This is a genomic window from Rudaea sp. 3F27F6, assembly GCF_005503555.1.
Lineage (GTDB): Bacteria > Pseudomonadota > Gammaproteobacteria > Xanthomonadales > Rhodanobacteraceae > Rudaea.
On record NZ_SCNG01000005.1, the window covers coordinates 63,401 to 86,014 of the forward strand.

General features: G+C 62.8%; 14 protein-coding genes. 12 read left to right on the forward strand and 2 right to left on the reverse strand.

What is annotated here, in order from left to right:
• Positions 1-108: 108 nt before the first annotated feature.
• From FFS30_RS17960 to FFS30_RS18010, 11 genes are all read left to right on the forward strand, one after another.
• Complete coding sequence (locus tag FFS30_RS17960; protein ID WP_137914575.1) at positions 109-1,116, forward strand: aldo/keto reductase; 1,008 nt, start codon at positions 109-111, stop codon at positions 1,114-1,116.
• On the forward strand, positions 1,113-1,985 hold the full coding sequence (locus FFS30_RS17965; protein ID WP_137914576.1) for an amidohydrolase family protein: 873 nt from the start codon (positions 1,113-1,115) through the stop codon (positions 1,983-1,985). Before FFS30_RS17960 ends, FFS30_RS17965 begins: the two co-directional genes overlap by 4 nt.
• Positions 1,982-2,728 (forward strand): SDR family oxidoreductase, encoded by a 747-nt coding sequence (locus FFS30_RS17970; RefSeq protein ID WP_137914577.1) that lies wholly within the window; start codon positions 1,982-1,984, stop codon positions 2,726-2,728. Before FFS30_RS17965 ends, FFS30_RS17970 begins: the two co-directional genes overlap by 4 nt.
• A 10-nt stretch (positions 2,729-2,738) precedes the next feature.
• Complete coding sequence (locus tag FFS30_RS17975; RefSeq protein ID WP_137914578.1) at positions 2,739-3,587, forward strand: fumarylacetoacetate hydrolase family protein; 849 nt, start codon at positions 2,739-2,741, stop codon at positions 3,585-3,587.
• Positions 3,584-4,933 (forward strand): L-fuconate dehydratase, encoded by a 1,350-nt coding sequence (locus FFS30_RS17980; RefSeq protein ID WP_137914579.1) that lies wholly within the window; start codon positions 3,584-3,586, stop codon positions 4,931-4,933. The genes FFS30_RS17975 and FFS30_RS17980 overlap by 4 nt, the downstream gene beginning before the upstream one ends.
• A 390-nt stretch (positions 4,934-5,323) precedes the next feature.
• The gene (locus FFS30_RS17985; protein WP_137914580.1) at positions 5,324-8,242 is read left to right on the forward strand and encodes a TonB-dependent receptor; all 2,919 of its coding nucleotides are present in this window, start codon (positions 5,324-5,326) and stop codon (positions 8,240-8,242) included.
• Positions 8,243-8,361: 119 nt separating this feature from the next.
• On the forward strand, positions 8,362-9,801 hold the full coding sequence (locus FFS30_RS17990; RefSeq protein ID WP_137914581.1) for an alpha-L-fucosidase: 1,440 nt from the start codon (positions 8,362-8,364) through the stop codon (positions 9,799-9,801).
• A gap of 34 nt (positions 9,802-9,835) precedes the next feature.
• The gene (locus FFS30_RS17995) at positions 9,836-12,232 is read left to right on the forward strand and encodes a PDZ domain-containing protein (RefSeq protein ID WP_137914582.1); all 2,397 of its coding nucleotides are present in this window, start codon (positions 9,836-9,838) and stop codon (positions 12,230-12,232) included.
• A 493-nt stretch (positions 12,233-12,725) separates the two neighbouring features.
• On the forward strand, positions 12,726-15,548 hold the full coding sequence (locus FFS30_RS18000; RefSeq protein ID WP_137914583.1) for a TonB-dependent receptor: 2,823 nt from the start codon (positions 12,726-12,728) through the stop codon (positions 15,546-15,548).
• Between the two features lie 305 nt (positions 15,549-15,853).
• Positions 15,854-17,002 carry an alpha-hydroxy acid oxidase gene (locus FFS30_RS18005; protein WP_137914584.1) on the forward strand — a complete coding sequence of 383 codons (1,149 nt, stop codon included), beginning with the start codon at positions 15,854-15,856 and terminating at the stop codon, positions 17,000-17,002.
• A 280-nt stretch (positions 17,003-17,282) separates the two neighbouring features.
• Complete coding sequence (locus FFS30_RS18010) at positions 17,283-19,517, forward strand: alpha-L-fucosidase (protein ID WP_137914585.1); 2,235 nt, start codon at positions 17,283-17,285, stop codon at positions 19,515-19,517.
• A 60-nt stretch (positions 19,518-19,577) separates the two neighbouring features.
• On the opposite strand, the gene FFS30_RS18015 is transcribed toward FFS30_RS18010, so the two are convergent.
• Together FFS30_RS18015 and fucP are read right to left on the reverse strand one after the other, a co-directional pair.
• On the reverse strand, positions 19,578-19,943 hold the full coding sequence (locus tag FFS30_RS18015) for an L-rhamnose mutarotase (protein WP_249352543.1): 366 nt from the start codon (positions 19,941-19,943) through the stop codon (positions 19,578-19,580).
• A 4-nt stretch (positions 19,944-19,947) separates the two neighbouring features.
• Positions 19,948-21,237, reverse strand: coding sequence for an L-fucose:H+ symporter permease (gene fucP, locus FFS30_RS18020; RefSeq protein WP_137914587.1), 1,290 nt, complete (start codon positions 21,235-21,237; stop codon positions 19,948-19,950).
• A 177-nt stretch (positions 21,238-21,414) separates the two neighbouring features.
• Between fucP and FFS30_RS18025 the strand changes: the two genes are divergently transcribed.
• Positions 21,415-22,167, forward strand: a complete 753-nt coding sequence (locus FFS30_RS18025) for an IclR family transcriptional regulator (RefSeq protein ID WP_137914588.1) — start codon at positions 21,415-21,417, stop codon at positions 22,165-22,167.
• The last annotated feature ends 447 nt before the right edge of the window (positions 22,168-22,614 follow it).

Genomic DNA, 22,614 nt, shown 5'->3' on the forward strand with positions numbered 1-22,614 from the left:
TGGAGTTCGCTTTATTTTCTGTTGTTTCGCATATACAACTTTTGTCCATATATGATATCTTGAACTCGAAATTCTTCCTGATCGAGTCTTTGGGCCGCGTTTTCATTCATGCACTCCGCCTCCAACGCCAGGCTTGCATCACTCAGTACGCTGGGCTTCGGCGCCGCGCCGCTCGGCAATCTGTACACGCAGGTCGGTGACGAGGACGCGCACGCGGCGTTGGCGGCGGCCTGGGAAAACGGCATCCGCTATTTCGATACCGCGCCGTATTACGGTCACGGTCTTTCCGAGCGTCGGCTCGGCGAGGCGTTTGCCGCATGGCCGCGCGAGAAGTTCGCTGTTTCGACCAAGGTCGGGCGCGTCATCGAGAAAGACGCCACGCGCAGCGCGCAGATCAACGACGGATTCGCCGTCAGCGGCAGCAGCGCGGTTTTCGACTACAGCGCCGACGGCGTGCGCCGCTCGTTCGAAGCGAGTCTCAAGCGCCTGCGCCTGGAGCGCATCGATATCCTGTTGCTGCACGATATCGGCAGCCTGACCCACGGAGCGAAACACCAGGCGGTCCTGCGCCAGGCGCTCGACGAAGCGTTGCCGGCGATGGCGCGATTGCGCGAGGAAGGTCTGGTCGGCGCGATCGGGCTCGGCGTCAACGAGCAGGAAGTCTGCCTCGACGTGCTGCCGCATTTCGATCTCGACTGCATCATGCTCGCCGGCCGTTACACCCTGCTCGAACAGGACCGCTCGCGCGAACTCATGCAGCTGGCGCTCGCGCGTCACGTGAAAATTCTCGTCGCCGGGCCGTACAACTCCGGGCTGCTCGCCTCGGCGAGCGCTCCCGGTGCGACGTACGACTACGCTCCGGTCGATGCGGCGACACTGGCGCGCGCACGCAGCATTTACGATGCCTGCGCCGCGGAAGGTGTCGACGTCGGTGCCGCGGCGCTGCAGTTTCCGCTCGCGCATCCGGCGGTCGGCACGGTCGTGGCCGGGATGCGTTCGTCCGCGGAAGTGCTCAGTGCCGCGGCGCGCCGCGATGCGGCGATTCCTGCGACGCTGTGGCGGCGCCTGCAGGCGGCGGGTATGCTGCCTTCCGACGCGGCTTTGCCTGCCTCATGATCATCGACGCGCACCAGCATTTCTGGCGTGTGGATCGCGGCGACTACGATTGGTTGACGCCCGCGGCGGGCGCTCTGTATCGCGATTTCGCCGCGGCCGACCTGGCGCCGCTGCTCGCGCACACGAACGTACGCGGCACCTTGCTCGTGCAGGCGGCGGCGACCGAGGAAGAAACGCATTACCTGTTCGAGCTGGCGCACAAACATGCCTTCGTCAAAGGCGTGGTCGGCTGGACGGAATTCGCCGCGACGGATGCCGCCGATCGCATCGCTCAGCTGAAGAATGCCGGCGCGGGCAAGCTCAAGGGCCTGCGCCCGATGATCCAGGACATCGCCGATCCCGACTGGGTGCAGGAGCCGCACCTCGATGCCGCGTTCGATGCCGTGATCGCGCACGATCTGGTGTTCGATGCGCTGGTCAGGCCGCGGCATTTCAATGCGCTGAAGAAGCGCCTGCAGCGTCATCCCAAATTACGCACGGTGATCGACCACGGCGGCAAGCCCGATATCGCGCATGCCGGCTTCGATCTCTGGGCACTGCATCTGGAGCGCTTGGCGCAGGAGACCGAGGCCTACTGCAAGCTGTCCGGCCTGCTGACCGAGGCCGCGCCGGGCGCGACGATCGACGATCTCGCCCCGTACGTCGATCACATCTTTGCCTGCTTCGGCGCCGAACGCGTGATCTGGGGCAGCGACTGGCCCGTGGTCAATCTCGCCTCGAACTATTTTGCCTGGCTCGACATGGCGCGGGCGCTGGTCGCGCGCTGCGCGCCGAATGCGGACGCGGCCGTGTTCGGCGGCACGGCCGTGTCGGTCTATCGATTGGATTCCCCGCAACACGCAGAAATCGATTTCACGAGAACGCTATGAGTGGAAGATTGCAAGGAAAACACTGCCTGATCACCGCCGCGGGCGCCGGCATCGGCCGCGCGAGCGCACTGGCCTGCGCGCGCGAAGGCGCGAGTGTGCTGGCGACCGACGTCGACGCGGCGGCGCTCGCTGCGCTCGCCGGCGAGAACGCGTCGATCCGCACGGCGACGCTCGACGTCACCGACCCAGCGCAGATCGCCGCGCTCGTCGCGGCGAACCCGGTCGTCGACATGCTGTTCAACTGCGCGGGCTATGTGCATGCGGGCAGCATCCTCGACGCCGACGAGGCCGCTTGGCGGCGTTCGTTCACGATCAATGTCGACGCGATGTACTACACCTGCAAAGCCGTGCTGCCGGGCATGCTCGAACGCGGCCGCGGCAGCATCATCAATATGTCCTCGGTCGCGTCGAGCATCAAAGGCGTGCCGAACCGTTTTGCCTACGGCGCGACCAAGGCGGCGGTGATCGGTTTGTCCAAGGCGATCGCCGCGGACTACGTCGCCCGCGGCGTGCGCTGCAATGCGATCTGCCCGGGCACGGTGAAAACGCCTTCGCTCGGCCAGCGCGTGAAGGCGATGGGCGGCGACGAAGCCGCCGTCTGGAAGAGTTTCACCGATCGTCAGCCGATGGGGCGCCTCGGCGAAGCGGACGAGATCGCCGCACTCGTCGTCTATCTGGCATCGGACGAGTCTTCGTTCACCACCGGCACCACACACGTCATCGACGGCGGCTGGGCGAACTGAGGAGCGCACGATGAAATTGTTTCGATATGGCGAAGCCGGCAGCGAGAAGCCGGGAATGCTCGATGCGGACGGTGTCGCGCGCGACTTGTCGCAGGTCGTCGACGACATCGCGGGCGACGTGCTGACGGCAGCGGGGTTGGCGACATTGCGCGCGCTCGATCCGGCCGCGTTGCCGCGCATCGCCGGCAACCCGCGTTACGGCGCCGCGGTCGGGCGCGTCGGCAAGATGATCTGCGTCGGCCTCAATTATTCCGACCATGCGGCGGAAACCAACGCGAAGGTGCCGGATCTGCCGATTCTCTTTATGAAGGCCACGACGGCAATCGTCGGGCCGAATGACAACGTCGTCATCCCGCGCGACTCGGTCAAGACCGACTGGGAGGTCGAACTCGGCGTGGTCATCGGCAATGTCGCGCGCGACGTGTCGCGCGAACAGGCGCTCGATCACGTCGCCGGCTATCTCGTCGTCAACGATATTTCCGAGCGCGAGTTCCAGCTCGAACACTGCGGGCAGTGGGTGAAGGGCAAGAGCTGCGATACCTTCGGCCCGCTCGGTCCGTATCTGGTTACGCGCGACGACGTGGCGGACCCGCAGAACCTTGCCATGTGGCTCGAAGTGAACGGCCACCGCTACCAGAACGGCAGCACGCGCACGATGGTGTTCGACGTGGCCTATCTGGTCAGCCACGTCAGCCGCTACATGACCCTGATGCCCGGCGACGTGATTTCGACCGGCACGCCGCCCGGCGTCGGTCTCGGCCAGAAGCCGCCGATCTATCTGAAACCGGGGGACGTGATGGAACTGGAAATCGAAGGTTTGGGCAGGCAACGTCAACAGGTAATTGGATGGCAACGATGAATCGAGAAACGGATATTTCCCTGCGCAACGCTGCGGAAAAGAAACATGCGGCAAGCATCGTCGCGATCGAGGCGTTCGACGTGCGTTTTCCGACCTCGCGGCAGCTCGACGGATCGGACGCGATGAATCCGGATCCCGATTATTCGGCCGCGTACATCGTGTTGCGTACCGACAGCGCGGACGGTCTCGCCGGCTACGGCCTCGTCTTTACGATCGGGCGCGGCAACGACGTGCAGACCGCGGCAATCACCGCGCTCTCGCATCTTGTCGTCGGTCGCTCGGTGGACGACGTGCTCGACGATCTCGGCGGCTTTGCGCGTAGCCTCACCGCGGATTCGCAACTGCGCTGGCTTGGCCCGGAGAAGGGCGTCATCCATATGGCGATCGGCGGCGTCATCAATGCCGCCTGGGACATGGCCGCGCGCCGCGCGCACAAGCCGTTGTGGCGCTTCATCGCCGAGATGAGCCCGGAACAGCTCGTCGCACAGATCGACTTCCGCTATCTCACCGATGCGCTGACGCCCGCCGAGGCGCTCGGCATCTTGCAGCGTGCCGAAAGCGGCAAGGCCGCACGCATCGCCGAGCTGATCGAGAAGGGCTATCCGGCCTACACGACCTCGCCGGGCTGGCTCGGCTACGCCGACGAGAAGCTCGTGCGTCTGGCCAAGGAGGCGGTTGCCGACGGCTTCCGTACGATCAAGCTCAAGGTCGGCGCGAACGTCGAGGACGATGTGCGTCGCTGCGGTCTCGCGCGCGCGGCGGTCGGCAAGGACATCGCCATCGCGATCGACGCGAACCAGCGCTGGGACGTCGGCCCCGCGATCGACTGGCTGCGCCGGCTGGTCGAATTCGACATCGCCTGGATCGAAGAACCGACGAGTCCGGACGACGTGCTCGGCCATGCCGCAATCCGCAAGGGCGTGACGCCGATGCCGGTATCGACCGGCGAGCACACGCACAATCGCGTGATGTTCAAGCAACTGCTGCAGGCTGAAGCGGTGGATCTGATTCAGATCGATGCGGCGCGCGTCGGCGGGGTCAACGAGAATTTGGCGATCCTGCTGCTCGCGGCGAAGTTCGGTGTGCGCGTGTTTCCGCACGCGGGCGGCGTCGGCCTGTGCGAACTGGTGCAGCATCTGGCGATGGCCGATTTCGTCGCGATCACGGGCAAGATGGAAGACCGCGCGATCGAGTTCGTCGATCACTTGCACGAACACTTTGTCGATCCGGTGCGGATTCGCGACGGCCGTTACCTTGCGCCGGCCGTGCCGGGGTTTTCCGCGCAAATGAAGGAGGAGTCGATACGCGAGCATCGCTTCCCGGACGGCGCGATCTGGGCGGAGTGATCGACGTCGGAATTTGTTTGGCAGATTTACGCAATCGGTGCGGCGAACGCCGCGCAAGAAATTCTGCGTAGTCTACGAAGACGCAGGAAGCCGTTCGGCAGGGATCGCTGCTGCGCTGTTTGGATGATGGGATAACCGTAGTGTCGGGAAGGCCGCTACGAGACGAAATTGCCGCAGGAAGCCGGGTTTGATCGCGATGCGCTGACGCGCGGGAGGTTTGCGTGCTGGCGTTTCGATGGTGTGTCCCGCGTGCGGGCTGCGCGGGGAGGAAAGTTGTTGCGGCGCAGCTTTCTTTCTGATTGAAATTTAGTTTTATATACGCAACAAAATAGATATTCACATTCCAAGTTCCCGGTCCCACGGGAACGCCTTTGAGGGAGGGTAGAGTTCGTGAAACGATCTTTTCTGTCGGCGGCCATCGGCTTCGCTCTGATCGCCACCGCCCATGCGTCGGCACCTGCCGATGCCGAGCAGCAACAACCCAGTTCCGCTTCCGCGAATGCGCAGCCCGCGTCGAAATCGCAGGCCGGCGCGTCAACTTCAGATACTACATCGGCATCCGGGCAGCCGGTGGAGATGAGTGAGATTCAAGTCACCGGCGTGCGCGCGAGTCTGGCCGAATCGGTGTCGCTCAAGCGCGAGGCGGATACGGTCAGCGATTCGATCTCGTCCGAAGACGTCGGTAAATTCCCGGTGCGCAACATCGCCGACGCGCTGCAGCGCATTACCGGCGTACAGGTCAACCGTTCCTACGGCGAAGGCAGCACGATCAACCTGCGCGGCCTGCCGCCCGACATGGTGATGAACACCTACAATGGCCGCGAATTGCCGTCGCCGCAGGGCTCGCGCAGCGTGGACTATTCGATCCTGCCGACCGACTTCATCCAGTCGCTGACGATCTACAAGTCGCCGACCGCCGACATGCCGCTGACCGGCCTCGCCGGCACCGTCAACATCGAGCCGATCAAGCCGCTGAGCCTGAAGGAGCGCTTGGTTTCGGTCAACGTGACCGGCATCTACGACTACAATTCGAAGAAGGGCAATCCCGAGATTTCCGCGTTCTTCGGCGACAAGTTTCTCGACAACACGCTCGGCATCGCCTTCGGCGGACAGTACAGCAAGCGCGCGATCGCCAAGGACTGGAGTTCGTCGTGGTACTTCGAGCCGCGCCAGGAAGTCGGGCCGGGCGTGAGCCCGCTCTACCCGAACGGTTTCGATGCGAACCACAACGGCGTCTACACCGACACGTACCGGCTCTGGCATTACACCGACGATCGCGAAGAATTCGGCACGCGCGAACGCAAGAGTCTGACCGGCATGGTGCAATGGCATCCGAACGAGTCGTTCGAATTCCACGGCGATTATCTGTACTCCTGGCAGCGCAACAACATCACGCCTGCGGCGGTCGAGATTCGCAATACGAATGCGGCCGGGGCTTTCTCCAACACGGTGACCGACCCCAACAACGACATCATCGCGATGAACGTCGCGAACAACCAGATTTTCGCCTCGGCTTTCACCGGGCGCGATCTGGTGTTGCTGCAATCGCTCGGCGCGGGCGGCACCTGGACGCCGAACGAAAAATGGACGATCGAGGCCGGAGCTTCCAAAGGTGAGGCTTCGGAAAAGAACAACGCCAATCAGTTGCTCGCCTACACGTACCAGGACACGTGGTACGACATGCGTACCGACATGGGCGGCCTGCCGTCGTGGGGATTCAGCAATCCGAATTTCAACCTGCTCGATCCGAACAACTACTACATCAACGGCATCCGCGGCAGCCTGACGCGCAACAAGAACGAACAGCACTCGGGCCACATCAACGTCACGTTCCAGAGTGACCTGGGCTGGCTCAAGTCGGTGCAGTTCGGCGCCAATCAGTCGTCGAACTATTTCGGGCAGAACGGCTACAGCGTCTATACGAACAACATCCCGGTCCTCGCGCAACTCGCCGGACAGCCGGTGGTGACCTGCCCCGTGGTCGGCGGCAATTGCATCAGTGCAGCGCCGTACATGCGCCTGGCGCCGACCGGCGGCAACTATCTCGACAGCTATTCCGGCGGTTCGAGATTCCCGAAGAATTTTCTTTACGCCGATCCGTACGGCTTCTTCAGCCGCTATTCGATCGCGCAACTGGTCGCGGCGATTCCCGGGTTCCTGCAGTACTCGCCCAGCGCGAACGTCAACGAGCGGGTTCTCGCCGAGTATCTGCGCCTGAACTTCGGCGATGCGGACGACCGCTGGTCGGCGACGCTCGGCATCCGCCACGAGAGTACGGATACGAGCGTGCGCACCTATTCGGTGGTGATGGACAAAATCGTCTACGATCCGAATGCGGACCAATTCGCCTCCCAGGCCAATCCGACGATGAAGGCTTCGGTGTTGTCCGAGACGAGTTCGAGCAAGGGGCAGTGGCTGCCGTCCTTCACCTTCAAGTATTCAATCAACGACGACTGGCTGCTGCGCCTGGCCGCGGCGAAGGAAATGACCCGGCCGAACTTGAACAATCTGAGCCAGAGCCAGTATCTCGAAATTTTGCAGACGCCGACCGGCGGCGGCTATCCGCTCGCGGACACGAGTTCGGGCAATCCGCACCTCGAGCCGTACCTGGCGAATTCCTTCGATGCCTCGATCGAGTGGTACTTCAGCAAGGAAGGCATGGCGTCGGCCACCTTCTTCTACAAGGATGTGTCGAACTGGGAGTTCTCCGCGCAGGAGCACAAGACCTATCCGATCCATCTGGTCGACGGCACGACGCGCGACATTCCGTTCCTGGTGTCGACGATCGCCAACGGCGGCGGCTTGAAGATCAAGGGCGTGGAGCTGTCTTACCAACAGCCGTTCACGTTCTTGCCGGCGCCGTGGGATGGATTCGGCGTCGTCGCCAACTACACCTACGTCGACGCCGGCGATGTGACGAACAAGGCGACCGGCGTGACCACGCCGACCTTGGGCATCTCGAAGAATTCGTACAACGTCAGTGTCTACTACGAAAAAGAGAGTTTCAACGTGCGCCTTGCCTACAACTACAAGGGCGGTTATCCGGGCGCTTACCAGATGGGGCCGGGCAGCCCGAGCGGTCCGCTCGACTACTGGGGTGTTGCGCCCGTATACACCAAAGGCTACGGCCAGCTCGATTTGTCGGGCGGCTACAGAGTCAACGAGTGGTGCGAGGTCAACTTCTCGGTCATGAACGTGCTCAACAAGCCGGACTATCAGGACTATGTGCAGATCGGCGGCCAGAAGTATCAGCATGCCTACTGGCAGGAAGGGCGCATCGCGCAGATCGGCGTGCATATGAAGTTTTAGCGCAGCGGACCGTTGCCGGCGCGTGCGCAGCCGCGGCTGCCTGTTTGCAACGGTTCCATTTGAAATCGGTACGAGTGGGTATGCCTCGTTTTCTTGTACGACTATTTTGGGAACCCGTCATGAAAGTAAAACCGTCGCTGTTGTTCACATCTGTTCTGACCTCGCTGCTGGCGGCCGCTGCGCCCGCGTTCGCCGCTGAAGCACAGACGGCCGCGCATCCCGTCGCGGCGATCCAGGACAAGGAGACGCCGGCGCAGCGCGATGCGCGCATGGCCTGGTGGCGCGAAGCGCGCTTCGGCATGTTCATCCATTGGGGCCTGTACGCGGTGCCCGCAGGCGTGTGGAACGGCAAGCCGATCGACGGCGTCGGCGAGTGGATCATGAACGACGCGTCGATTCCGGTTGCCGACTACAAGAAGCTCGCGCCGCAGTTCAATCCGACTCAGTTCGATGCGCACGCCTGGGTTGCGCTGGCCAAGGCGGCCGGCATGAAGTACATCGTGATCACGTCCAAGCATCACGACGGCTTCGCCATGTACGACTCCAAGGCCGATCCATTCAATATCGTGCAGGCGACGCCGTTCAAGCGCGATCCGCTCAAGGAACTCGCGGCAGAAGCGCAGAAGCAGGGCCTCAAGTTCGGTTTCTATTACTCGCAGGACCAGGATTGGACTGCACCGGGCGGCGCCGCGTACAAGACCGGCAACCATGCGCCGCCGACCTTCCATTGGGACAAGGCGCAGGACGGCAACTTCGCCGAGTACCTGCACAAGAAGGCGCTGCCGCAGCTCAAGGAACTGCTGACGAACTACCAGCCCGCGCCGGCGGTGATCTGGTACGACACGCCGACCAAGGACATGACGCCGGAGCTCGCGTCCGAGTTCGTCGCGCTGACCAATGCGCATCCGAACCTGATCTGGAACAACCGCCTCGGCGGCGGCTATCCGGGCGATACGGAAACGCCCGAACAGCATATCCCCGCGCAGGGCTTCCCCGGCAAAGACTGGGAAACCTGCATGACGATGAACGAGACTTGGGGCTACAAGTCGACCGACACGAATTTCAAATCGACCGAAGTGCTGATCCGCAACCTCGTCGACATCGCGAGCAAGGGCGGAAATTACCTGCTCAATGTCGGCCCCGACGCGACCGGCGTGATTCCGGCAGCCGAAGCGGAGCGCCTGCGCGAAATCGGCAAGTGGCTCGACGTCAACGGTGAGTCGATCTATGCAAGCGGGCCGACCCCGTTTGCCGGCGATCACGGCAGCTACTCGGCCACGGAAAAGACAGTCGGTGAGGGCAAGCCGAAGTGGGTGCCGAAGTGGGATTGGCGCGCGACGACGAAGAAAGGCAAGGTCTACGTGCATCTGTTCGAGTGGCCCGGCACCACGCTGAAACTCGACACGGGCAAGGTCAAGGCGAAGTCGGCCTATCTGCTCGCCGATCCGCAGCACGCGCCGCTCGCGCTCAAGCAGGACGGCAAATCGCTCGAAGTGAAATTGCCCGAGAAGCCGCTCGATCCGATCGATACGGTGCTCGTGCTCGAAACCGGGTCCTGAAGTGGGTTCTGGCCGACGTAGCGGCGCAGCACGGTTGCGTAGCGTCTGCGCCGCGTTCGCGCTCGCGGCGGCGCCGATGCTGCTCGGCGCGTCGGTTGCGCAGGGCGTCACCGATCCTGCGCAGAAGTACCGCGAATTTTCCGTCACGGCGACGAGCGGAGCGGCGACGCTGCAAGCCACGCTGCGCGAAGCGGCTGCGTTTCGGCGCGAGCATGCCGCCGTGCCGATCCGTATTCGCATCGCCGCGGGCCATTACTATCTGGATGCGCCGCTCAGGATCGGACCTGAACTCTCCGGTACACAGGCCGCGCCCACCGAGATCGTCGCCGCCGATGCGGACAAGCCGCCGCATATCTACGCGGGTCGTCGCCTCGACGTGCAGTGGAAGCCATACCGCGACGGCATCTGGCAGGCGCGGGTTGCATCGCCCACCTTCGATCAAATCTATCTCGACGGCAAAGCGCAGGTGCGCGCGCGTTATCCAAACTTCGATGCGAACGCGCAGGTGCTCGGCGGCTATTCCGCCGATGCCTTGTCGCCCGCACGCGTCGCACGTTGGAAAAATCCCGCAGGCGCCATCGTGCAGGCTCTGCACGGCAGCCGCTGGGGCGGCATGCAGATTCCGATCCTCGGCAAGAAAAGCGACGGCAGCCTGATCTTCGGTGCGGCCGTCGGCAACAATCGCCCGTCGCCGCCGCATGCGATCTATCGCTACGTCGAGAACGTATTCGAAGAACTCGACGCGCCCGGCGAATGGTTCTACGACGCGGCGCGCTCGACGCTGTATTTCCTGCCGCCTGCGGGCGTCGATTTGAAGCGTGCGAAGGTCGAGGTCGCTGGCGCCACGCGGATCTTCGACCTGCGCGGCGGAACCAACGCGCCGCTATGCCATCTGCGCATCGCCGGACTCGCGCTCGGGCATGCCGGTGCGTCGTTCCTGCGCAATACCGAGCCGTTGCTGCGCAGCGACTGGATGATCGCGCGCGAGGGCGCCGTGTTCCTCGAACGCACCGAGGACATACGCATCGAGGGCAACGAGATCGCCGATTCAGGCGGCAACGCCGTCTTCGTCAGCGGCTACAACCGCCGCGTCGCGATCGCCGGCAATCATATCCACGACATGGGCGGCGGCGGCATCGATTTCGTCGGCATGCCGGCGGCGGTGCGCTCGCCGAGTTTTCGCTACGAAGACTTCGTACCGTTCGAGCAGCTCGATCTCAAGCCGGGCCCGAAGTCGAACGACTATCCGGCCGATTCGGCAGCCGAGGACAATCTGATCCATCGCATCGGCCGCATCGAGAAGCAGGTCGCCGGCGTCGACGTCGACATGGCGATGAACATCCGCGTCGCCCACAACAGCATCTACGAAGTGCCGCGCGCCGGCATCAATATCGGCAGCGGCACCTGGGGCGGCCATGTGGTCGAGTACAACGATGTGTTCGACACCGTACTCGAAACCGGTGACCACGGTGCCTTCAACAGCTGGGGACGCGACCGCTTCTGGCATCCGGACCGCAAGACCATGGACGCGCTCAACGCCGCGCATCCCGGTTTGTGGAAGCTCGACGTGCTTACGCCGATCACGTTGCGCCACAACCGTTTCCGCTGCGATCACGGTTGGGACATCGATCTCGACGACGGCTCGTCGAACTATCGCATCCACGACAACGTGCTGCTCAACGGCGGCCTCAAGTTCCGCGAAGGTTTCTCGCGCGAGGCCTGGAACAACGTTATCGTCAATAACAGCTTCCATCCGCATGTGTGGTTCGCGCAGTCGAACGACGCGTTCGAGCGCAATATCGTGATAGCGCCGTATCAGCCCATCCTCGTGCAGCATTGGGACGCGAAGATCGACAACAACTTGTTCCCGACCGAACGCGCATTGGCGGCGGCGCGCAAGCTGGGCCTCGATGCGCACTCCGCATTCGGCGATCCGCAATTTCTCGATTCTGCGCGCGGCGACTACCGAGTTGCTGAGAAGAGCCGCGCACTCGCACTCGGCTTCACCAACTTCGCCACAAACGATTTTGGCGTGCAGCGTGCGAGGCTCAAGGCGCTCGCGCGGCAACCGGTCTTCCCCGAGCTTGCGTCGGCGGCGGAGAAAGCGCCGGATCAGCGGTTTCCGTTCTTCGGCGCCGAAGTGAAGAACGTTTCGACCCTCGGCGAGCAGTCGGCCGCGGGACTGGCCGAAATCGCCGGCGTGCTGGTGCTCGATGTACCGCCACAGAGTGCGGCTGCGCGCCAAGGCTTGCGCGCCGGCGATGTCGTTGTCGAAGCCTCGGCGGATGCCTTCGGCAATCCGGCCGAACGGATCGACAATGTTGCCGATCTGCAGCGCCTGCTGACCGCGCGGGCGTGGCGCGGTGAAATCGCCGTCGTCATTGCCCGCGATCAAAAGCGGCACACGCTGACTTTGCGGATCGGCGAGTAGCCGCGATTTCCTTCGCATCGAAGCGGCAGCCCAAATTGTGGGTCGCTGCGCGCATTGTCGATCTCGTATCAGGCCGGCTGGCGTCGTTTTGACGCAGCGCTTCTCGAATCGAGGGCCGCTGCCGCATACATCCGCAAATCGCGAACATAGCGGCTTTTAGTCGAACCAGGACGCATGGGTTCCTGAAACCGGTCTTGCCGGTGCTGGGGCGCGGCGCATTCGGTTGCGATGACTGGTGCGGCCGACTTGCGGCGCTGCTGTGGACGTCTTTGCGGCAGAGAGGTCTTGGCGCGAAATCGGCGTTTGGGAACGCCGATTTGATTGCCGCATGTGGCAGTCGCCTCGGTTGAATCGTTGGTTGAATCGTTCTCGAAGCGGCCGAGAAGAAAACGTTATGTTGATTGTTATATGAAATCGTGTTTTACTTTTGAACATAACGATAAGGGCGGGCCACGCAGCCACGCCTTCATTCCATCAACTGGAGGGGAGAAAAATGCGTAAGTCTCTATTGTCGTCGTCCATCTACGTGGTCCTGACTGCGGCGGCGCTCGCGAGTGCGGCGGCGAAGGCGGGCGATCCCGGCAGCGAATCCGCGCGCAGCGATGCGGATGCGCAAGCACAGTCCGCGCCGCCCGAGAAAAGCGATGCGGCCACCCAGCTCGGCGAAGTCCAGGTGTCCGGCTATGCGGGCAGCCTGGCGAAGTCGGTCTCCGACAAGCGCAACGCGGAAGTGATCAGCGACACGATCTCCGCCGAGGATATCGGCAAGTTTCCCGAAGAAAACATTGCCGAGTCCGTGCAGCGCATCACCGGCGTGCAGATCACGCGCAGCAATGGCGAGGGCCAGTCGGTCAGCATCCGCGGCCTCGATCCGAAGTTCACCGCGGTCACCTTGGACGGCCGCGTGATGCCGTCGCCGACCGGCTCGCGTGCGTTCGACATGACTATCCTGTCGGCCGACTTCGCCAACGCGGTCGACGTGTTCAAGTCGCCGACGGCCGATATGAGCGAAGGCGGTCTCGGCGGTACGATGAATATCCGCACGGTCAGCCCGATCGCCTATGGCAAGCAGCGCTTCTCGGTCATCGCCGAAGGCAACTACAACGACCAGGCCAAGGGCACGGCAGAGCCGCATCTGGCGGCGTTGTATACCAACACCTGGGCCGACAAGACGTGGGGCCTCGTCGTCGGCGTCGATTACAGCCAGCGTCGCTTGAACACGGAGGCCTACAACGCCTACGGCATGCAGCCGTTCACGCCGAAGTTCAATGCCGACGGCACGCTGGCCGCGGGCAGCCCGCTCGATCTCAACGGCGGCAAACCGTACTACTTGCAGAACGCGACCTATCTCGACCAGAACATCGGCACGCGTTCGCGCGGCAGCTTTATGTCGAAGCTGGAGTACAAGCCCAGCGAATCGCTCGAACTGCGTCTCGACGCACTCTATTCGAAGTTCAAGAACGACACGTATCTGCCGGCAAATGCGCAGCGCCAGGTCGATTCGCTCGGTCCGGCCGTGCCTGCCGGCGTCTACGTCGATCCGGCCACGAATTACGTGCTTGGCTACAGCGCCGACGGCGTCGATCTGCGCAATAACGCGCGCTCGAACTATCAGGTCGATACGCTGAAATCGTTCGGCTTCGGCGGCACATTGTCGTTCGGGGCGTGGACCGCGGACGGCGAGGTGTCGTATTCGCGTGCACAGCGCTTGTCCACCGATTTTTCTCTTGAGGTGCTGGCGCGGCCGAGCGGTTTCTACAACATGCGCACCGATCTTTCCGGCATTCCGACCCTCGGTTTCAATCCCACCGGACCAGGTCGGCCGGACCCGATGAATCCGAACAGCTTTTACGCGATTGGCTTCAACGGCGATCTCGAAACGCCGACCAGCGACCAGATCCGCAACGCCAAGATCGATCTTTCGCGCGATCTCGCCTGGGGCTGGTTGTCCAAGCTGCGCTTCGGCGTCGATTACACCGACCGCAATTTCGCCACGGGCAGCAACCAGATCGCGATTTCGCCGAGCCAGATTTGCAGCGTGCTCGGCTGCCAGGTGTTCACGGCACCGGATAACAGTCCTGCCTTCAACGCCGCGCCATGGATGCAGATGTACGGCGGATCGAGTTTCATGTCCGATTACGGTGGCCGCTCCTCGTTCCCGAAGACCTGGCTTTCGGCGAATCCGTTCCTGTTCCTGCAGTCGCTGCCTTTATCGAAGATACTTGCGCTGTCGCCGCTGAAGCACGACTCCGGCAGCATCACTTCCACGGAAGAAAAAGTATATTCGGCCTACGTGAAGCTGGATTTCGGCAGTGAAGACCAGCGCTGGAACGGCAATGTCGGCCTGCGCTTCGTGCGCACCGAGCAGGCTTCGACTGGCTTTGGGCCGGTATTCTCCGAAGGCATCACCTTCGATCAGGGTGGCGCGCGCACCGGCGCGAACAAGTATGCGTTCCAGACGGTGGGGAACGACTACAACGAGGTCTTGCCGAGCCTCAATCTGAGCTACCGGATCAGCGACGACCTGATCGCGCGCTTCGCCGCGGCAAAAGTGATGCAGCGTCCCGACCTCAGCCTGATCGCGCCGACCACCTCGGTCAATGCGAACGTGCAGAACATCAGCGGGGGCAACCCGAACCTCAAGCCGTATCTGTCCAATCAGTTCGACCTGTCCCTGGAGTGGTATTTCAACGAACGCAGTCTGTTGTCGGCTGCGGTGTTCTACAAGGATGTGTCGAACTTCGTCGTGAATTCGACCTCCAGCGCGACGTATCCGGTCACCTTCGTCAGTGAAGTGGGCAGTCCGACTCGGCCCGTCACGTTCTCCGTGTTCCAGCCGAAGAACGGCGGCGGCACCAAGATCAAAGGCATCGAAGTCGGCTACCAACAGCCGTTCACGTTCCTGCCGGGCGTCTTCAAAGACCTCGGCGCACAGGCGAACTACACCTACATCAAGGCCGATCCGATCGTCGTCACCGAGGGCCAGGCGCCGGTGCCGCTGTCGGGTGTGTCGAAGAACAGCTACAACGTCGGCGTCTACTACGAAAACCCGACTTTCGGCGTGCACGTGCTCTACAACTATCGCAGTGGCTTCGTCGCCGATCCGTCGAGTTACTTCGGTGACGGCGACTTCGGCAAGTCCTTCGGTACCGTCGATGTTTCTGCCAACTACAACTTCAATCAGTGGGTCAGCGCGACGGCGTCGATTTCCAACCTGACGAACGAACCGCTGCGTAACGTCACCAAGTACGGCATCAGCCGCAACTACGAGCTGGACGGGACGCGCTACACGCTCGGAGTGCGGGTTTCGTTCTGATGGTGCGTCCGGCCGATCGCCGCAGCCGACCCTCGGCTGCGGCGGTCAACCCGACGCGGATGTTTATGGACGGGAGTGCAGGGTGCCTCCTTCCTCTCAGCCGGCAGCTTCTCTCCGACGGGCTGCCGGTTTTTTTTTTGCAGGTCGCAGTGCAATTCCGCAAGGCATGTGGACCGGATTTGCAGTCGGTTGGATACCGGCTCGCGTGTACAACGCTAGACTGTCGCATCCGTTGAGCGCAATTGCGACGGTTTATCTGCACGCGCGCCCCGCTTGAAGACACAATCCGCTTTCTTCACTACGCCATGCGCCTGACCGACTGCCACAACTTCCACGACTTCCGCAAAATGGCGCAGCGGCGGCTGCCCGGGCCGATCTTCAACTACATTGACGGTGCGGCCGACGACGAGGTGACGTATCGGCGCAATACCGCCAGCTTCGAGCGCTGCGACCTGGTACCGAACGTGCTGCGCGGCGTCGAAGACGTCGATCTGTCGGCCAACGTGATGGGGCAGAAGCTCGCGCTGCCGGTGTACTGCTCACCGACGGCGCTGCAGCGCCTGTTCCATCACCGCGGCGAACGCGCCGTCGCCGCCGCGGCCGGAAAATTCGGCACGCTGTTCGGCGTGTCTTCGCTCGGCACGGTGAGCCTGGAGGAAGCGCGCGGCCTTTGCGGCGGCGGTCCGCAGTGCTATCAGTTTTATTTTCACAAGGACCGCGGCCTCAACCGCGCAATGCTCGAACGCGCGCGCGCCGCCGGCATCGAAGTGATGATGCTCACGGTCGACAGCATCACCGGCGGCAATCGCGAGCGCGACAAGCGCACGGGATTCTCGATTCCGTTCAAGCTGACCTTGGCCGGCATGCTGCAGTTCGCCCGCAAGCCGGCGTGGGGCATCGACTACGTTACCCACGAAGCGTTCAAGCTGCCGCAGCTCGACGAGCACGTCGACATGGGCGGCGGGGCGATGTCGATCAGCCGTTATTTCACCGAGATGCTCGATCCGTCGATGAATTGGGACGACGTTGCCGAGATGGTCAAGCTCTGGTCGGGCCGGTTCTGCCTGAAAGGCATCATGTCGGTGGCCGATGCGAAGCGCGCCGCGGACATCGGCTGTAGCGGCATCGTGTTGTCGAATCATGGCGGGCGGCAGCTCGACGGATCGCGCTCCGCGTTCGATCAGCTCGCCGAGATTGTCGACGCGGTCGGCGACCGCATCGACGTGCTTATGGACGGCGGCGTACAGCGCGGCACGCACGTACTCAAAGCGCTTTCGCTCGGAGCGAAGGCGGTCGGCCTCGGCCGCTACTATCTGTTCCCGCTTGCCGCCGCGGGCCAGGCCGGCGTCGAACGCGCGCTGGAACTGATGCGCATCGAGATCGAACGCGGCATGAAGCTGATGGGCTGCACGTCGATCGATCAACTCTCGCGCGCGAATCTGCGCTTCCGCTAAAGCTCTTCGGCTTTCCGCGGTGGTCGCGGAACGTCGGCATGCGCGCGGCAGCGTGCACCGCGCGCATATCCCCTGATCCGATCCGCGCATTCTCGGCGCGCGACTCGATTTCCACGCCTTTCGGCGAACGCGTTGCTGCGTCGCAACTTGATCTGCGCGCATGACCGATGTTTCATATACGCAAGTAAATTTCATAATTGAATAGACGTCGAATCGAACCCAAGGCTGTTCACGGCCGTTCGGCGCTCGCGACTCTCCAACCCACCACGCAGGAGAAGTTATGAAAAAGTATACCGTTGCATTGTCTCTGGCCTTGCTCGGCTTCGCGCAGCTCGACGCTGTCGCGGCGGTTGTCGCGCAGGCCGGCCCGAATCCGATACCGATCGATCAAACCGCGACGACCGACAATGTGCAGGTTCTGCTGGCGACGCTCGCGGAGCGCAACAGCAGCGCATCGGTCGCCAATCCGAGCGAAGGACGCAAAAACTTCTACATCCAGAATTTCAATACGACGTCCGACTATCTTGCCTGGACGATCTTGCTTCCCGCCGCGGCGAGCTATCAGCCGACGGTTATGCTCAGCGCGAGCAGCGGTCAGCAGTTCAGCCTCAGCGTGAACGGCAGCGTCGCGGCGACGTTCACCGCGACGGGCGGCTGGCAGCGCCAGGTCGCGCCGAATATCAGTCTTCCCGCGGGCAGTGTGGTGGTCAAACTTGCGCGCACGGGCACGCTGTCCGGCAGCGCGCAGATCAAGTCGCTGGAGCTGCTGCGTGCGTCGGACGTGAGTGCGTACACCACGCGCGTCGCCGCTGCACGCGCGAACACAACCTGGCTCAGCCAGGCCAAGTACGGCCTGATGTTCCAGTACGGCTCGTGGGGTTTCCCGGCCGGCGGCGGTGCAGCGCTGCCGCTCGATCAGCAGGCGGCCAATTTCAACGTGGCCGACTTCGTCAACATGGTCAAGTCGACCGGCGCGTCCTACGTCATTTGGTCGATCAGTTGGTGGGGCTATCACATGGACGCGCCGCTGGTGACGCCGAACGACATCGTCACGGCCGCAGGTGGTCCGGCCAATCCGCATCTGACTGCATCGACGGATCTGATCGGCAATGTGGCGACCGCGCTGCAGGCGCAAGGCATTCGCTTCGCGCTCTACTATCACACCGGCGACGAGGACTCCGCGTGGTGGCCGTATCAGTTTTATCCGACCAGTTTTTCGGCGAACGGCACCGGCGACCGCACGGCGTTTTTCAATAACTGGAAGAAGGTCGTTACGGAAATCGGCCAGCGTTACGGCAGCAGCTTGGACGGCTTTTTCTTTGACGACGGCTGCATCTATTATCCGGCGCCGTTCGAGGCGCTCCAGGCCGCGGCGCGCACGGGCAATCCGAACCGGCTGGTGTCGTGGAACGGTTCGGTGTTCGGCGACATTCCAGTCACCGACTTCCAGGACGTGCAGTTCGGCGAAGGCAGCCAAGGCCAGGCGACGACAGGCAGCGCGGCGGCGGGCGGCAACGGCCTTTATACGTCGGGGCCGAACAAGGGTTTGCTGCAGCATGGCATGTTCACCCTCGACAACGACTGGGGCGTGCACCAGCAGGGCCAGCAGATCGTCAGCAACAACACCTCGGCGGGTACGATGACGAGTTGGATTCAGGACGCCTCCTCGCGCGGCGTGCCGATCAGCCCGGACCTCATGATGTACGAAGACGGTACCGTGTCGGCGACCGACCTCGCCATGCTGCAGCAGGTCAAACAGAACATCTACGGCGGCTCGGCGGCGACGGTAGTGAACGACGGCGACAGCGGCATCGTCTATTCCGGCTCATTCTCGGTGAGCAGCAACCGCAACGTGGGCGACTATGCCAACGACGTGCACTACACGGCGACGAACGGCGATTCCGCGACCTATACCTTCTTCGGCAAGGGCATCGATTTCCTTACCGAGAAATATTCGGACGAAGGACAGATCGACGTCGCCATCGACGGCAGCTACGTCACCACAGTCAATGCTGTGAACGGCACGCGTCTGGCGCAACAGGTGCTGTATTCGCAGACTTGGCCGACTTCCGCCACGCACACGATCAAGCTGACGAAGAAGAGCGGTACCTACATGTTGGTCGATGCGTTCCGTGTATACAACACCGCGCAAACGATGAACGACACCAACTCGAACATTGCCTACGCCGGCAGCTGGACCTACAGCGGCAACCGCAACGCCGGCGATTTCGCCAATGACGTGCACTACACCCGAACTGTGGGCGACTCGGTATCGTTGAGCTTTTCAGGCAGCAAGATCGAGGTATTGGCGCCGACCGACAGCGGCGGAGGAAATGCCGATGTCGCCGTTGACGGCGTATTTGTGAGAACGGTGAGCGAGAACGCCGCGTCAGGATATAACCCGCAGCAAGTCATCTTCTCGCAGACCTTCGCGAACGGCGGGGCGCATACGATCAAACTGAGCTTGAAAAGCGGCTCTTACATACAGATCGACGCGTTCCGCGTGTACAACTGATCCGCGTGATCAGCTATCGGTAGACATCGCAGATCCAACGGTGACGGCGCGAAACCGCCGTCACCGATTCCCGGACCGCTGCGCGAGCGCGTCGCGCAGCGAAAAGATCTGCCGCATCGGCAGCCATTTCTCGCCGGGCTTGGCGAACGGCAATGCCTGCTGGAACTGCCACATCAGCGCTTCCCATTCCTGCACGCGTGGATCCGCTGCGTCGCTCGCGGCCTTGAGTTCGGCGGAATAACTCTCGCCGACTTCCATCACGAGTACGAGTCGGTTGCCGGCGCGGAAGATGTCGAGATCGAGCACCCCGGCCGCGCGGATCGAATCGACGATCTCCGGCCAGACCGTGTCGGCGCGGTGCCAGCGTTCGTACTCGGCGATCAGCGCAGGATCGTCCTTGAGGTCGAGCGCGTAGTAGAGCCGCACGGCGTCAGGCCGCCGCGAGCCTGCGCGTGCGCAGGGCATAGCCGAGGATCACGGCAAAGCAGATCGTCGGCACGGCCATCGCGCTGTGGATGCCGAAGCGGTCGGACACCGCGCCCATCAGCGCGGTCAGTACCGCACCGCCGATGATCGCCATGACCAGGAACGACGAAGCGAGCTTGCGGTCGTCGTCGCCGAGGTTGCCGAGGCCGAGACTGAAGATCGTCGGGAACATCACCGACATGAAGAAACTCGCGGCGACGAGCGCGTAGATGCCGAACTGGCCCGGGAAAAGGATCGCGTAGGCGGTCAGCGCGATATTGATCCCAGCGAACAAGGCGAGGATGCGTGCCGGTGCGAGTGCGCGCATCGCCGCGGTGCCGGCGAAGCGGCCGAGCATGAATACGATCAGCGACGCAGTCAGATAGTCGGCCGCGCTTTTCTCGGGCGTGCCGGGCACGGTGCCCTGGACGTAGCGGATCAGATAGCTCCAGATGCCGACCTGGGCGCCGACATAGAAGAACTGGGCGATCACTGCGAGCAGGAAGTTCGCGTTGCGGAACAGTTTGCCGAGGTGCGTCGCGCCGCCGGCGCGGTCGGATTCCTGCACCGCCGTCGCCGGAAACTGCGTCAGCGCGATCAGCACCGCCCAGACCACGACGACGAGCCCGATCACCAGGTAAGGCGTCTGCACCGCGGCCGATTCGGCGGCGTAGTAGGCCTGGCGCGCATCGGCCGTCATCGCGGCAAGCTCGGCCGGTGTATGCTCGATGCCGGAAAAAATGAAGTGCTGGCCGACGAGGACGCCGGTGATCGAGCCGAGCGGATTGAACGACTGGGCCAGGTTGAGCCGCCGCGTCGCGCTTTCGGCCGGGCCGAGCACGGTGACCAGGGGATTGGCCGAGGTTTCGAGAAAGGCAAGACCGCTCGCGATCACGAAGAGCGCGGCGAGGAACAGGCCGTAGGCGTGCTGCGCCGCGGCCGGGTAGAACAGGAACGCGCCCGCGGCGTACAGCGCCAGGCCGATCAGCAGCGCGCCCTTGTAACCGAAGCGGCGCATGCAGATGCCGGCCGGGATAGCGAGCAGGAAATAGCCTAGATAGAACGCGCTTTGCACGAGGCCGGCCTGGAAATCGGACAGTTCGAAGGCCTTCTTGAACTGTTTGATCAGGATATCGTTGAGGTTGTTCGCCATGCCCCATAGAAAGAACAGGCTGACGATGAGGGCGAAGGCGGCGAATGCCGTCCGTGCAATCTGCCCGCTGGACCGCGTCGTGCCGCTGTCGGCGTAATGCATGATAGTTTCCTCCCTCTGCGCGCGGTGTTTGGTGGACCCGGTGCCGCGCGGATAGAATTTTGTTGAAGTCTATCAGCAATATCGAAATCGTTGCAAATATGAAACTTGGTTTTTGATATCGTGCCGCTGCAGGACGGCGCCGTCCGCGACCTGCCGCCTCCGAAGAAGGAATACCGAATGACGAAAGCGACCAAATACCGCGCGCCTGCCCTCGACAAGGGCCTGGACATCCTCGAGCTGCTCGCGCGTACCTCGGGCTCGCTCAACATGACCGAGATCGCCCAGGGCGTCGGCTACTCGAAGAGCGAGATTTTCCGCATGCTGCAGGTGCTGGAGACGCGCGGCTATCTCGCGCGCGACGAGAACGACTCGTCGTACACGCTGACCAACCGGCTGTTCCTGCTCGGCATGGAGCGGCCGCCGATCAAGGATCTGTCGCGGGCGGCGCTGCCGGTGATGCACCGCCTCGCCGACCAGATCCAGAACGCGTGCCATCTCGTCGTTCCGTCGCAGGAGCAGATCGTCGTCATCGCCCGCGTCGACGCGCCGAGCGACCTCGGCTTCGTCGTGCGCGTCGGCCATCGCCGTCCGTTCGCGCACTCGACGTCGGGCCTGGTGTTGTTTGCGTTCCAGAGCGAAGAAACGCAGGAGCGCCTGCTCGCCATGATGGAAGCCGGCGAGGACCGCTTCAAACGCAAGCAGTTCCTCGCCAACGCCACGCTGATTCGCGAACAGGGCTATGCGAACCTGCGCAGCGAAGCCGTCGACGCGGTCATCGATCTGTCCGCGCCGATCCTGCAGCGCGGCCATGCGGTCGGCACGTTGACCATTCCGTTTGTCGAGCGCCATCCGGTTTCGGTGCCGATCAAATCGGCGATCCAGCACCTGCGCGACGCGGCCGACGAAATTTCCTCGGCACTGCTGGCCTGACGGAAAAAGTTTTCAAAACCAAGTCGATATTGTTCAGTTCGATCCGCTGCGCGATTGCCAGGGAAGTCGGATCGAACTCGCACGCTGTTGGTGCCACGGCTGCGAGTGCCGTGCAGTCGGGCACAGGCTGAAGCCAGCCGCCGCTATCTTGCCAAGCCGCGTGGGTCGGTCGGTAGCCGCATGCGCCATCTGAACGCACCGAACATAGTGCCCCGAGGTTGAGTCGAAGACCAGCCCGGTTCTCGAGCTGAACGCATCAGCGTGGACTACGTCGTCCTCGATGATGCTCGCGCACGCAAGAGTCGACTGCTTCGTCGAAACAGGAGTCGGCATAGTTTCTGCGCCGAGTTGCGCAGATCGAGCGGCCGCATTCGCATCTCTGCAAAATTCAATGACGTTTGTTGCGACGGTGCGCACGCGTAGAACGTCTGAGGTCACGTTCTTCGT

Coding starts and splice junctions, on each gene's coding strand:
- FFS30_RS17965 (WP_137914576.1), top strand. CDS start 1,113: ATGATCATCGACGCGCACCAGCATTTCTGGCGTGTGGATCGCGGCGAC.
- fucP (WP_137914587.1), bottom strand. CDS start 21,237: ATGCATTACGCCGACAGCGGCACGACGCGGTCCAGCGGGCAGATTGCA.
- FFS30_RS18000 (WP_137914583.1), top strand. CDS start 12,726: ATGCGTAAGTCTCTATTGTCGTCGTCCATCTACGTGGTCCTGACTGCG.
- FFS30_RS18025 (WP_137914588.1), top strand. CDS start 21,415: ATGACGAAAGCGACCAAATACCGCGCGCCTGCCCTCGACAAGGGCCTG.
- FFS30_RS17975 (WP_137914578.1), top strand. CDS start 2,739: ATGAAATTGTTTCGATATGGCGAAGCCGGCAGCGAGAAGCCGGGAATG.
- FFS30_RS18010 (WP_137914585.1), top strand. CDS start 17,283: ATGAAAAAGTATACCGTTGCATTGTCTCTGGCCTTGCTCGGCTTCGCG.
- FFS30_RS18005 (WP_137914584.1), top strand. CDS start 15,854: ATGCGCCTGACCGACTGCCACAACTTCCACGACTTCCGCAAAATGGCG.
- FFS30_RS17990 (WP_137914581.1), top strand. CDS start 8,362: ATGAAAGTAAAACCGTCGCTGTTGTTCACATCTGTTCTGACCTCGCTG.
- FFS30_RS17960 (WP_137914575.1), top strand. CDS start 109: ATGCACTCCGCCTCCAACGCCAGGCTTGCATCACTCAGTACGCTGGGC.
- FFS30_RS17980 (WP_137914579.1), top strand. CDS start 3,584: ATGAATCGAGAAACGGATATTTCCCTGCGCAACGCTGCGGAAAAGAAA.
- FFS30_RS17970 (WP_137914577.1), top strand. CDS start 1,982: ATGAGTGGAAGATTGCAAGGAAAACACTGCCTGATCACCGCCGCGGGC.